Here is a 12,135-nt window from a genome sequence, read left to right on the forward strand (position 1 = left end):
ACAACAAACAAGTCGAAAGAGGAGAACAAAAATGGCCGCGAATACGACAGAAGGCCCGACCGTTGCGCCGCGGCGAAAGATGAACATCCTCTTCAGCTTGACGCTGATCCTGCTGCTTCTCGCACTCTGGGTTGTTCTCGGCTTCTGGACCGACAAGTTCTGGACGCCACTCAACATCACCAACCTGATGCGTCAGGGCTCGATGACGGCCATTCTTGCGCTCGGCCAGACCTTTGTCATCATCACGGCGGGCATCGATCTTTCCGTCGGCGCGATCGTCGGCTTCTGCACCGTCATCGTCGCCTGGTTACTCCACGCCGGGTTTCCGGTTTGGGCCGCTATCCTGATAACCCTGATGTTCGGAGTGTTGATTGGCGCATTCCATGGATTCGGCATCGTGCGCATGGGTCTGCCACCCTTCATCATCACGCTGGCGACGCTGACGTCTCTGCGCGGCATCGGCCTGCTGATTACCAACGGTGCGACGATCAATATCGTCAATGACGATTTCACCAATTTCGCCGTCTCGGACGTCTTTGGGATCCCGAGCCTGTTCTGGATGGTGATCCTGGTGGCGATCCCGGCCGTCATCTTCCTGCATCTGAGCCGCTGGGGCCGCTATCTTTTCGCCGTCGGCTCCAATCGCGAGGCTGCCCGCCTTTCTGGCGTCAACGTCAATTGGATGATCTATCTCGCCTACATCCTGTCGGGAACCTGTGCCGCCTTCGTCGGCGTTTTGCTCGCATCGCGCATCGCCATCGGCAATGCCACCCAGGCCGATGGCTGGGAGCTGCAGGCGATCGCCTCGTCGGTCATCGGCGGAACCAGCCTGTTCGGCGCGGTCGGCTCCGTCTACGGTCCGCTGATCGGCGCCTTCATCCTGGCGACCATCAACAACGGCGCCAACCTGCTGAACCTGAATTCCTTCTGGCAGCGCATCATCACCGGCGTCCTGATCATCGTGATCGTCTATTTCGACCAGCTGCGGCGCCGGCGGCTTTAGTCCGTCCCCCGGTTGGGGCGCCGGTCCGTTCTCACGCTGGCGAGGGGCGAGCCCTTCGCCAGCTGAAGTTCCGCAACAGATTGCGCAGCGGCTTTTCGACCAGCTCGTAGGCAAAGACGCCGAGCAGGGTTCCCAATATCAGGCTGATAAAAGCGACGACATCGGAAGGGATCGGTGTCCTCGCCACGAGCTTTAGGATCACCGAGATTGCCAGCGTATGCCATAGGTAGATGGAGTAGGAGGCGTTGCCTAAATAGGTGAGCGGCGGAATCTCCTGCAGCCTGCCGCTGCGCTCTACCGAGACCATGCCCAGCACCAGCGCTATGGCGAGCGGCCCGCACGTCAGCTCGTTGAATTCGAGACCGAGAATCTCGATAGCGGCGAAACCGGCAATCGAGGCAACCATGAGAGCAAGACCCAATCCAAATCCGGGAATGGTCCCTTTCAGCCAGAGCTGTCCTAGAACCGCACCTGCGACGAATTCGAGAATGATCGGCCTGGTATAGGTGACAAGCAGCGGCGATTCCGGGTGGGTGATGGCGCCGACGATGACGAAGGCGGCAAAGACGCCGATCAGGCTGCCAAGGCGCAGGCGCCGCGGCAGGAACAGGCAGGCCGCAAAGATGACGTAGAAGAACATCTCGAAGTTCAGCGTCCATCCCTGCACCAGAATCGGCCATATTTCTCCATTGCTTGCGCTTGGCGAGCGAACGGGAATGAACAGCAGCGAGCCGAAAATATGGCTTGCCGTCAGCTTCATGCTCGGAAACAGGCCGACAACTGCGCCGCCGATCATGATGGCCGTCACGATCCAGTAGGACGGCGCGATGCGTTGCAGCCGGTCGAGGACGAACTGAAGCGGCGTCACCGGGCGGCGTTCGCTCATGGTCCACATGATGAAGCCGCTGATGACGAAGAAGATGTCGACGCCGGCTGCTCCGATGCGGAAATGGCCGCCGCTGCGCTCGGCTGCATGAAACAGCACTACGGCGAGCGCTGCGAAGGCGCGAAGATATTGGATGCCATGAAGCGTTTTCATCGGCTCGTCTGCGGCCCCCAGTTTGATGGGGGAGCAAATTCCATCCGCTGTTCGGCATGCGGCGGTGCGCTTATCGGCGCGCGCGTTCGCATGGAGAGCTTTCCTGCCGTGAAATAGAACAGGAAGGAGCCGACATGGTATGGATTGAGAATATCGATCTCCACGAAGGACCGGATCAGCAACAGGGTCGCGACACCCAGGAGCACGTAGGATTCATCGTTTCTGATGTCGCTGAGGAAGCGGTTGATATGGCCGATGAAGGCCGTCAACAGGATCGAGGCAAGCAGGAATACGCCGATAAGGCCTGTTTCCACAGTCGTTTCGATATAGGTATTGTGGAAATGGAAGCCTGCGCGCGAGGCGATGTAGAACTCTTCCCACAGTCGCTCCGGCTCGGAGAAGCCCTGGACCCAGTAGGCCTGATAGCCGACCCCGAAGAAGGGGTTTTGCTGCGCTGTCGCGATGCCCTGCTGCCAGAGATAGGTGCGCCCAGTGAGGGTGGAATCCTTGCCGAAGGCGCCGAGGATGAGATCAACCGCACCGAGATAGACACCGGCAACGGCGAGCACGGCGCCTGATATGGCCACGGTCGCAAACAGCGTTTTGCGCTGCTTCGGCGACAGGAACAGGATGACGCGCAGGCTGACGCACAATACCACGACCAATCCCGTCGTCAGCACCGATGTCGCCGATGCCGATGCGAGCAGGCAATAGGCCGACAGTAGGCCGGCAACACCTGCACCCAGCATCCAGATTCGCCGCTCGCCCAAAACAAAAACGGCGGCAAAGGCGAAATATATGCCGAGCGAGGCATAGAAGCCGAGCTGGTTCTTGGAATCGAAGGCGCCGACGAAGCTGTAGGTTCCGTCTATGGGGTCGTAGGCATAGTAGCCGAACAATATCGAATAGATGAGCACGATGCCGGTGCCTGCGATCGCGCCGCGCGCGAGCGTGCGGATATCGAGCGTTCGCATTGCGACCAAGGCGCAGAAGATATGCGTCGTATACTGGATCGCGGCTCGCGCCGTCGTGGAAGGAACCACCGACCAGAAGATCGACAGGCAAGTGAATACACCGAAGGCGAACAGCCAGAGCTGTCTGTGATAGCTGCCGAGCACATTCCGGTAGTCGATCATGACAAGCGGAAACCACAGCGCGTAGTAGAGCAGGATCGAAGGCTGGCCGAAGCGGGAAGAATAAGCAAAGACGAAGAAAGACAGAGCAGTCGCCACCATGCCATAGGTGGCGTTGCTGCCTGGACGGACAAAGATCGATTTGGCTATCCGCATCGACTTTCCCTATCGCATGGCAAGACCGGTGCTGACCTTGATGAGGTCGCCCGGCAGTACCTGCGTATTTTCCTGGGCCTGGATTTCCTTCGTCTGGCCGTTGTCGCCCCGAATGATCGTATAGACGACATTCACACCTTGCCCGCTGGGATCGAGGTTGCTGGTATCGGCAGATTGAGCGACCGCTTCCTGCATGAGAGACTGGCTGGTGGAAAGCTTCAGCTGCAGCGTTTCGAGCTTTGCATCCGTATCCTGCATGTCCTGGGCCAGAGAACTCTGCCAGTCGTTGTGCAGGGTAATCTCGTCCTGGTTGGCCTTGTTGATATCCTGCTTGGCCTTCAGTGCAGCCGTCTCGGTATCAAGAAGGGTAGCCTCCAGATCGGAGGCGCGCTGCTCGGCGGAGATGCGGCGAGAGGCGAGCTCCAGACCTCTTTCGGCAAGGCTTTCGACCTTGTCGCGGTCGGCTTTGGCCAGATCCAGCTGGCGGCTCTGGGTTTCGTTCTTCTTCCCCAAAGCCTCGACCTCGTTTTGCAGAAGGGTCTTCAGGTCATCCAACGATTGCATCTGGGTCTTCATACGCTGGCTGCGCGTCTCCATCAGCGCTTTTTCGCTGGCGAGCAGGCCTGTTGCCTGCGGCAATTGCTTGAGTTCAGCCGGGATCTCGATCTCGTCCTTGCCGGTCAATTCGGCCAGAAGGCGTGCCTTGCGCATCAGCAGCCGCCCGCGCTCGGCCATGTAGACCACGGCGTCGCCCTTGGCGGTGATGAAATCGCGGGCGAAACGCTGGCCGGCGTCGCCGCGGCGCATGCCCCCGCCAAGGCTCACGGCCTTGAGCACGGTCAGGTTCGGAACAAAGGGAAATTCTCCCGGATTCTGGACCTCTCCGGAAAGGTAGATCGGTCGAAACTGCGACATTTCGACGGAGGCCGAGGGCCGATCGCGCAGGCCGAACTGCTTCTGCAGGCCGACGCCGATGGCTTCGGCGATCTCATCCGTCGTCTTGCCCATGGCAGGCAGATCACCGATGAAAGGGATGGAAACTGAACCGGAAGGGCCGACCGTATAATCGCCCGAGACCACCGCCCAGTCACGGATGGTGCCCTCGGCGGTCTGCCATTCGGCGACGCGCACATGCAGCTTGTCCATCACACCCAGATGATATCCGGGCAGGTTTTCGGCGTAGGCTGCACCCGATATCGCGCAAGTGCCGAGGACAACGAGAGCCGAATATCGGACCGACGTGTATATGCGAGCAAGCCTCTTAGAAGGCTGAAATTCAATCATGCAGGATCTTCCCTGTTAATAGATCGCAGTCCCGTCAGTACGGGAAACCGCAGGACACATCCTGCGGTCACTGCAGGTCGTCATCAGTAGCTGCCACGTGACAGGCAGACGGCCGGGATGGTTTTGGCGATGATCATCATGTCGCTGCTGAGCGACCAGTTCTTGACGTAATGCGCATCGAAGGCCACGCGGCTTTCATAGGAGACGTCATTGCGGCCGCTGACCTGCCAGAGGCCGGTCAGGCCGGGGCGGGACTGCAGATAGTAGATCGCCGAAGTCTCATAGAGCTCGAGCTCGTCTTCCACGACGGGACGTGGACCGACGACACTCATCTCGCCGCGGATGATGTTGATCAACTGCGGCAGTTCGTCGAGGCTCAGCTTGCGCAGCACGGCGCCGACGAGGGTTACTCGCGGGTCGTTCTGCAGCTTGCGCGTGGCACGCCACTCTTCCATAGCTTTTGGGTTGGCTTGCAAGTGAGCCTGAAGAACCTTGTCTCCGTTGACGACCATTGTCCTGAACTTCAGGCAGCGGAAGCTTTTGCCGTTGTGACCGATGCGGCGGTGGCCGTAAAAGGCCGGACCCCGATCGGAAAGTTTCACCAGCAACATCAGCATCAGGAAGAGAGGGCTGATGAAAACCAGTGCAGTCATTGCGGCGGAGACGTCGAAAACGCGCTTTAGTACTCCACCTGTGGGCGGAAAGACATCGCTTTCCGTAGCGCTGAAAAAAGCCGATGCGGCCGATCTCGTCGCAGACTTCATAGAGAAAACTCCATTCATGTTGGCGAATTGGTCGGAAATTCTCGGACGTGTAATTAGAGCTTTGATGGCAGGAGTGTAGGCGGTGATTTTGACTTTTTAATCCAAACTTTTGTAGCGATATGGCATGGCGGTATATTGATACCTCATCATTAGTGGGTCCATTTAAATCAGCGATTTTCTATATATGCGGTCTACTGTATCGAGCTGCGTATAAAGCCTGTGCCGACAGCTCATTTGCGTCGCCAATGATGCTTTTCGAGAATTTTATAGGTGTCGAAGGGCAAGCTATTCATTATCTTTGGCTTCTCTAGCCTTCCCGTCGCTTTCGATGCCGCAAGTGCACACTTGATTCATCACCTGGATATATTGCACTGCAATAATATATTGCGGCGCACATTACTGACGGCTCTCACTCCCGCACTTTGTAATAAAAGTTGATTGAATTGCGACGAAAGCCGCGACCTCGAAACGGCCGGTAGGTATCCATGAGATTGTGTCGTTTGGGTGAGGCACTCTATGGATGAAGGCGGGAAAACGAACAAATTCAATTGTAACTATAATCGACGCGTAGTTTTAACGAGCCTGGCGCTAGGATCGTGTCAATTCGTAACGGATCATCGTGACTTGGTTGAATCTCAATGAATCATAAAATATATTTGACCTACAGGTCTGATAATGGAGGAAAGACCTTGATCGCATTTTTTCCAATGGCTGGGCGGGCGAGGTAACATTATGTATGCGCCGCGCGTTTTCATCAGCATGCTGGGCACGCTGGTCGTATTTGCCATCGCGACTTACTTTCTGACGAACTCTCTTTCGACGACCCTCATCGAAACGGCCATCTGCGCTGTGCTTCTGCAGATCGGTTATTTTCTCGGTGTGCTCTACCTCGTTTGGAAAGAGCGAAAGGCCCAGCTTGCGTTATTGAACGAGAATAAGGCTGCAGCGCCGATTGCCGAAGACACGAGCGTCGGCGGTATGCCGGCACCCGGCCTCAAGCGTTCCGAACCATTCAACCCCTGACGGACGCACCCAGCCATATCTTTTGCCGGCCGACAGGTTGCCGGATCTAAGCCATGTCCTAAGTCTCCGGCAGAACCATTGGAGGCTGACGTGACCGACAGTGCAGAAACGAGTGTCTGTGTAATCATCGCTGCAAAGAATGCCGGCGACACCATCGGGCTTGCCATTACATCGGCCCTTCGGGAGCCGGAAGTCGCCGAAGTCGTCGTTATCGACGACGGTTCGACAGACGGTACTGCGGCGATTGCCGCCCGAGCGGATGATGGCAGCGGCAGGCTCATAGTCCGCGAATTCGAAAAGAACCGTGGCCCCGCCGCAGCGCGCAATCACGCCATAGAAATATCCACGGCTCCGCTGATCGGTATCCTCGACGCCGATGATTTCTTTTTCCCCGGGCGCTTCAAGTCACTGCTTGCAGATGACGACTGGGACTTCGTTGCCGACAACATCGCTTTCGTCAGCGCCGATACCGTACCGGAGGCGCATGCCAGGCTCGACCATTTCGATGCGAGGCCACGATTTCTCGATCTCGTCGCCTTCGTCGAAGGCAATATCTCCAAGCGTGGCGTCCGTCGCGGCGAGATCGGCTTCCTGAAGCCGCTCATGCGCCGTTCCTTTCTGGAGGCACATGGTCTGCGCTACAACGAAGCGCTGCGACTGGGGGAGGACTACGATCTCTATGCCCGCGCACTCGCCAAGGCCGCGCGCTATAAGATCATCCACAGCTGCGGCTACGGCGCGGTGGTTCGTGGCGATTCCCTCAGCGGCCGGCACAGAACCGAGGATCTGCGGCGGCTTTACGAAGCGGATCGGGCGATCCTTGCGAAAGGCGGCCTGTCGTCGCCTGATGCCGCCGCGATCCGCCGCCATGAGCGGCATGTTCGTGATCGCTACGAGCTACGGCATTTCCTGGACATCAAATCACAGTCGGGCCTCGCGGCGGCGGCGAGCTACGCGCTTGGCCACCCCTTTGCCATCCCGGCCATAGCAGGCGGGATCCTTGCAGACAAAACCGAGCGCTTCCGCAAGGGCGTTTCGCCGATCGCGCATTCGGGAGAAAACGGCCTGCGTTATCTTCTGCAGGCCGCTCCTGAATAGAGGTATCGCGATTTACAGATAATCGCGGCGCACGCCTTCGATGACATTCAGGAGGCGCTCCTTGCAGGCCGCAAGTGCGCCGTCCTTGCTCAATTGCGGCTTTGCCTTGCTCGCCTGCCAGAGAGCAAGCGTCGAGGGCATGGCGAGCGCCTGTTTCGCCATCACCCGAAGCGTGGTCTGCTCGGGGTCGGCAAGCAGGACGGTTTCCCCGTGCCGCCGCTTTTCGATATCCGCCGTCGCTTGCTGATTGCGTTCGAAGCCGACGCCCCAGAACTTGGCACCCTTGGCGATCGCTTCGGCACGGGTGGAGACGGGAATGTGCTTCGGCGCATAGGTGACGCCGAGCGAACGCGCCCAGTCGTTCCATTTGAAGCTGTTGATCGAGCGCGAGGAACTGACCGCAATCCACGGAACGCGGAATGCGTCGGCAAGGATGGCGCCATGCATGGATTCCGCCACGATCAGCTCGGATGTCGCAATCTCGCGGATCACGGCTTTCGCCTCGCCGCGAGGGTCGAGATAGGAAAGCCCGACGGTCTTGCAGATCTCGGGCCAGATACCGGCGGCAGCGGATTCCCAATGCGGTATGAAGGTGCGCCGGCCTGATTTCGACAGGTTTTGGAATTCCGGCATCTCCGTCACGAGCACGGCCGGGTCGACAATGCCCATTTCGACCGGCAGGCCGGCCTTTTGCGCCGTCAGCGGGCCACGAACGCAGCGGACGTCCCATTGCGACCGGTCACCCATGTCGGGAAGCGAGCCGTAGCCGAAGCCGCTGCCGATGACGAGCTTGCGCCCGTCGGCGGGCAGGATCTCCGTGTTGAGGACGGTGCCGACACCGACCAGCATGGTCTCTTCATGAACATTGCGAAGGCCGGGAAGCAGGAAGTCCCAGAGCCAGAGATTGAGGTCGTCACCGAAATTGCCATGGGTGGATTCCCAGTGGAACGGCTTCATGAAGGACTCCTTGCTGATCCAAACGATAGCGGGGGCATGCCGCAATATCTTCGATGCGGCATGAGCAGCCTATGCTGCGCTGCAAAATCTAGGGCGCGAGTTTGCCGACGGCAAGCTGCATGGCGCTTTGTAAAATTCCCGGGTCGCGCAAAGCCCATTTCGCCAGCAGTGCGATCTGCGGCATGCGCCGGCTTTTCACCTGCCGTGCCTGGCTCCAGAGCGCCTGGCGGCGGGCACGGTTCTTATAGAGCCTGATGGCGGCGACATCCTGCGGCCGTCGCGAAAATCTCTGCTCCAGCGTATTGAGTGCCGTCCAGGTGTTGAACTGCTGGCGCAGGAACTGCGGCGAGTCATTGTCGATACTGTGAAAGATATTCACGCCTTCGCCGCGCAGCGCGCCGGCGTCTTCGCACAGCAGCACGCGCTTGGCAGCAAGGATGCAGTCGCAGAAGAAAAGCACGTCTTCTGCCGCCAGCCGCAATGTCGGCTCGAAGCGGATCTTCTCGAAAAGCGGGCGCCCGATCACCATGCAGGACATGTGCAGGAAGCTCCAATCCTGCAGCATGACGCTGGCGATATTGGGGATCTCGACCACGGTCGGCCTGTCCGACAATCGCACCGTATCGGCCGATTTCCCGATTTCCGCGATGCTGAAATGATAATAGAACTCCTTGCCGCCATCGATGGAGTCCCAATAGCAATCGGCGTTGTAGTGGGTCAGCGTGCCGAATGCATTGCTGAGGTGCTCCGGTGCCCATTCGTCATCGGAGTCGAGGAACGCCACGAACCTGCTTTCGGCGGGCACGTTGTTGAGGCCGGTGTTGCGTGCGCCTCCTGGTCCCGCATTGCTCTGGCGGATCACCCGGATGTGCTTTCGCTCCTTGCTGCTCAGCGATTGCAGCTCTTTTTCTGCCGGAAGCGGTGATTCATCGTCGACAATGAGAATATCGAAATCCTGAAATGTCTGCTGGGATATCGATCTCAAGGCGCGCTGCAGAACGCCGGTTTGCTTCTGATAGAACGGAATAACAATCGTGATTGACGCCATTTTCCCGCCTTTACGGTTTCGATTCAGGGGCTTGTGGTGTCGTCTCTTGCGGACGTAACCAGCGGCTTTTCGGCTGCATCAACCGCCATTCTCCGGTTGCCTAACCGGCAGTGAATGCCGCCGTGACGCCATCAGGTAGCGCCGATTCGATGCGGAGCAATGTTGAAGAGCGAGATTTTCTGGAACTTTATTCACACAAGGCAGAGATCACCGAACTGCGCGTCGCTGAACCATGATGACGTATTGCGCGCCGGGATCGGACGTTGCTGCATCCATGAGGGGAGAGATGTGAAGAAACTTTCCCACAAGGATTGCAGCTTTGTCGCATTTTGGTCATTCTTCACACTCCGAAATCTGCTGCGCTGCAAAAAATCTTCATCCTCCGGCAAAAAAATCAAGGTGGGCTGAACGCTTCACCCAACAGCCGGCGTCCGGATATCGAATGACGCCTAAATGCCTTTCACAGCAAGGCTTTTCTTCGATCTAAATCGATTGTTTCATCCTGGAGGCGGCGCAACACGGCGTTCCCGGCACCTGCTTGCACGCCATTTTCCGCTCATTTTTGCTGCGCTGCCATATTCCCTTTCCAAAGAGCGCCCTAGGTTATCGTCTGCGAGCCTTGCTCTGCTCTCATTGAAACGGCTGCGAGGGGGGATGCGGCCCGAAGAAGGGGTGACAGACATCGTGAATGTGACTGCCAGCGTGTCTTCGCGGATAAATCTCATGCGTATCGTGCTTATCTCGGGCATCATCTTTGTCCATATACCGTTCGATACACATAGCAGCCCGTTCAGTGGTGCTTACGGCCTTTTCGATTGGCTGCGAGTATTTCTGCGTGACAGTTTGTTTCGAGTTGGAGTTCCCTGCTTGAGTGCGATCTCGGGTTATCTGTTGTTTCGTAATGGATCGACATCGATAGAATATGGAAAGACGATCCAGCGGAAGACGAAGACAGTTATATTGCCGTTTCTCCTCTGGAATTGTGCTTTCTTTCTATTCGTCCTGATCCTTCAATATTACGGAATCGGAGATGGATATCTGCCTGATCTGTCGGAGGCCAGCCCACGTACACTATCGACGCTTCTATTCGCGGTCGACGGCACGCCGATTAATCTACCGCTCTATTTCCTGCGCGATCTGTTCGTCTGCATTATTATATCACCTCTTCTGGCGTTTCTCATTCTGCGGGCGCCGCTAGTGACCTTGGCCTTTCTGCTTCTACTTGCAGCCTGGCCGATATCGCTCGGTATCGTGTTGCGGAATTCCATTCTGTTCAGCTTCAGCTTCGGCATCTATCTCAGCCTTTATCGTGTCGATGTCACGGTCATGGATCGCTACGCCGCTCTGATCGGACCTACATTCATCGCGCTTGCCGCTCTTCTGGCAACTGCTGCGTACGTGAATGGCCCGGGCCTGCCGTTGTGGCTGGAGGTATGCCGCAATCTGATGGTGGTTGTCGGTATTCCCGGTTTTTGGGCGCTGTCGGCGATCTTGATCCGCAGCCGCGTCGGGCAGGGCCTTGCGGCAACCGGTAGTCTCAGCTTCTGGATCTTCTGCGCCCATTATCCGCTGCTTTTCTGCCTCTGGGTTCTTTGGAACCGCGGCGGCAGCGAACTCTATCCGATCTTCTATCTTCTGGCGGTAGCACTCGCCTTGCTGCTGCTGCCCCTGACCAATGGCATGGCGCGCAACGCCCTGCCAAGCTTCTACAACCTGCTGACCGGCAGCCGGGTGCGCCCGCAAATCGGCGCCCTCGCAGTTCAGAACTGCACCGCCGAGGATCGGCGTGTGCGTTCCAAGCAAAGGTGATGCCATGACGACATCGAAGAAAAACTACGTGCAAGGACTTGGTCTTGCTGCAATCGCTCTCATGAGCGGATGCTTCCTGCCGCAGGCAGCATCCGCAGAGGATGCGCAGCAGTCGGGCGCGTCCTTCGTCGACAATTTCGAGCGCATCGATACCGGACGCTGGTACATCTCCGATGGCTGGAACAATGGGCCGCACCAGAACTGCACCTGGTCGCGAAAGCAGGTGAGCATCAAGGACGGCATGCTGCAATTGCAGTTCGTCCAGTCCAAGACTGGCGAGCGCAACTATGCCTGCGGCGAGATCCAGACGACCAAGCGTTATGGCTACGGCACCTACGAGGCGCGCTATCGCACGGCCACCGGGCCTGGCCTGAACTCCGCCTTCTTCACCTATATCGGCCCGACCGACAAGAAGCCGCATGACGAGATCGATTTCGAAGTGCTCGGCAAGAATTCCGGCCAAGTTCAGCTCAACCAATATATCTCCGCCAAGGGCGGTAACGAGAAACTGGCACCGGTTGCCGGTGGTGCCGATCAAGGCTTCAACGACTACGCCTTCATCTGGGAGAAGGATCGCCTGCGCTATTACGTGAACGGCAAGCTCGTCCAGGAGGTAAAGGATCCTTCGAAGATACCGTCGAATGCCCAGAAGATTTTCTTCAGCCTCTGGGGCACCGATACGCTGAGCGGCTGGATGGGCAAGTTCGCCTATAGCGGCGAGCCCGCAACCATGCAGATCAAGCGTGCTGCTTTCACGGCCGCAGGCGAGAAGTGCCTGTTCCCGGAATCGATCACCTGCAAGATCAATTGAATCTGGCCGG

Annotated in this window: 11 protein-coding genes; 5 read left to right on the forward strand and 6 right to left on the reverse strand. The window is 57.8% G+C overall.

What is annotated here, in order from left to right; translation table 11 throughout:
• The first annotated feature begins 31 nt into the window (after positions 1 to 31).
• Positions 32 to 1,003, forward strand: coding sequence for an ABC transporter permease (locus GA0061102_RS07280; RefSeq protein ID WP_092845420.1), 972 nt, complete (start codon positions 32 to 34; stop codon positions 1,001 to 1,003).
• Between the two features lie 31 nt (positions 1,004 to 1,034).
• Here the strand turns inward: GA0061102_RS07280 and GA0061102_RS07285 are convergent, their stop codons facing one another.
• The 4 genes from GA0061102_RS07285 to GA0061102_RS07300 all read right to left on the reverse strand — a co-directional run bounded on the left by GA0061102_RS07285 (position 1,035) and on the right by GA0061102_RS07300 (position 5,379).
• Positions 1,035 to 2,042 carry an acyltransferase family protein gene (locus tag GA0061102_RS07285; protein WP_092845422.1) on the reverse strand — a complete coding sequence of 336 codons (1,008 nt, stop codon included), beginning with the start codon at positions 2,040 to 2,042 and terminating at the stop codon, positions 1,035 to 1,037.
• Entirely contained in the window at positions 2,039 to 3,331 is a 1,293-nt protein-coding gene (locus tag GA0061102_RS07290; protein ID WP_092845424.1) for an O-antigen ligase family protein, read from the reverse strand. The genes GA0061102_RS07285 and GA0061102_RS07290 overlap by 4 nt, the downstream gene beginning before the upstream one ends.
• 9 nt (positions 3,332 to 3,340) lie before the next feature.
• On the reverse strand, positions 3,341 to 4,615 hold the full coding sequence (locus tag GA0061102_RS07295) for a polysaccharide biosynthesis/export family protein (RefSeq protein ID WP_092845426.1): 1,275 nt from the start codon (positions 4,613 to 4,615) through the stop codon (positions 3,341 to 3,343).
• Between the two features lie 83 nt (positions 4,616 to 4,698).
• On the reverse strand, positions 4,699 to 5,379 hold the full coding sequence (locus tag GA0061102_RS07300; protein ID WP_092845428.1) for a sugar transferase: 681 nt from the start codon (positions 5,377 to 5,379) through the stop codon (positions 4,699 to 4,701).
• A 732-nt stretch (positions 5,380 to 6,111) separates the two neighbouring features.
• Between GA0061102_RS07300 and GA0061102_RS07305 the strand changes: the two genes are divergently transcribed.
• Positions 6,112 to 6,402, forward strand: a complete 291-nt coding sequence (locus GA0061102_RS07305) for an exopolysaccharide production repressor protein (RefSeq protein ID WP_092845430.1) — start codon at positions 6,112 to 6,114, stop codon at positions 6,400 to 6,402.
• Between the two features lie 90 nt (positions 6,403 to 6,492).
• Positions 6,493 to 7,500, forward strand: a complete 1,008-nt coding sequence (locus tag GA0061102_RS07310) for a glycosyltransferase family 2 protein (RefSeq protein ID WP_092845432.1) — start codon at positions 6,493 to 6,495, stop codon at positions 7,498 to 7,500.
• A 12-nt stretch (positions 7,501 to 7,512) separates the two neighbouring features.
• Here GA0061102_RS07310 and GA0061102_RS07315 read toward each other — a convergent pair whose 3' ends face one another.
• Together GA0061102_RS07315 and GA0061102_RS07320 are read right to left on the reverse strand one after the other, a co-directional pair.
• Positions 7,513 to 8,457 carry a polysaccharide pyruvyl transferase family protein gene (locus GA0061102_RS07315; RefSeq protein WP_092845434.1) on the reverse strand — a complete coding sequence of 315 codons (945 nt, stop codon included), beginning with the start codon at positions 8,455 to 8,457 and terminating at the stop codon, positions 7,513 to 7,515.
• 88 nt (positions 8,458 to 8,545) lie between these two features.
• Entirely contained in the window at positions 8,546 to 9,505 is a 960-nt protein-coding gene (locus tag GA0061102_RS07320; RefSeq protein ID WP_092845436.1) for a glycosyltransferase family 2 protein, read from the reverse strand.
• 453 nt (positions 9,506 to 9,958) lie between these two features.
• On the opposite strand from GA0061102_RS07320, the gene GA0061102_RS07325 reads away from it, so the two are divergent.
• Positions 9,959 to 11,314, forward strand: a complete 1,356-nt coding sequence (locus tag GA0061102_RS07325) for an acyltransferase family protein (RefSeq protein WP_245297940.1) — start codon at positions 9,959 to 9,961, stop codon at positions 11,312 to 11,314.
• A 4-nt stretch (positions 11,315 to 11,318) separates the two neighbouring features.
• Positions 11,319 to 12,125: an endo-1,3-1,4-beta-glycanase ExoK gene (exoK, locus tag GA0061102_RS07330; RefSeq protein WP_092845438.1), complete on the forward strand. Its 807-nt coding sequence runs from the start codon at positions 11,319 to 11,321 to the stop codon at positions 12,123 to 12,125.
• Positions 12,126 to 12,135 lie beyond the last annotated feature (10 nt).

Origin of the sequence: Martinezella miluonensis, from assembly GCF_900094545.1 — a bacterium.
Classification (GTDB): domain Bacteria; phylum Pseudomonadota; class Alphaproteobacteria; order Rhizobiales; family Rhizobiaceae; genus Rhizobium; species Rhizobium miluonense.

What these genes read in the sequence shown, in the direction of transcription:
- GA0061102_RS07280 (WP_092845420.1), top strand. Translation starts at nt 32, where the DNA reads ATGGCCGCGAATACGACAGAAGGCCCGACCGTTGCGCCGCGGCGAAAG.
- GA0061102_RS07285 (WP_092845422.1), bottom strand. Translation starts at nt 2,042, where the DNA reads ATGAAAACGCTTCATGGCATCCAATATCTTCGCGCCTTCGCAGCGCTC.
- GA0061102_RS07290 (WP_092845424.1), bottom strand. Translation starts at nt 3,331, where the DNA reads ATGCGGATAGCCAAATCGATCTTTGTCCGTCCAGGCAGCAACGCCACC.
- GA0061102_RS07295 (WP_092845426.1), bottom strand. Translation starts at nt 4,615, where the DNA reads ATGATTGAATTTCAGCCTTCTAAGAGGCTTGCTCGCATATACACGTCG.
- GA0061102_RS07300 (WP_092845428.1), bottom strand. Translation starts at nt 5,379, where the DNA reads ATGAAGTCTGCGACGAGATCGGCCGCATCGGCTTTTTTCAGCGCTACG.
- GA0061102_RS07305 (WP_092845430.1), top strand. Translation starts at nt 6,112, where the DNA reads ATGTATGCGCCGCGCGTTTTCATCAGCATGCTGGGCACGCTGGTCGTA.
- GA0061102_RS07315 (WP_092845434.1), bottom strand. Translation starts at nt 8,457, where the DNA reads ATGAAGCCGTTCCACTGGGAATCCACCCATGGCAATTTCGGTGACGAC.
- GA0061102_RS07320 (WP_092845436.1), bottom strand. Translation starts at nt 9,505, where the DNA reads ATGGCGTCAATCACGATTGTTATTCCGTTCTATCAGAAGCAAACCGGC.
- GA0061102_RS07325 (WP_245297940.1), top strand. Translation starts at nt 9,959, where the DNA reads ATGCCTTTCACAGCAAGGCTTTTCTTCGATCTAAATCGATTGTTTCAT.
- exoK (WP_092845438.1), top strand. Translation starts at nt 11,319, where the DNA reads ATGACGACATCGAAGAAAAACTACGTGCAAGGACTTGGTCTTGCTGCA.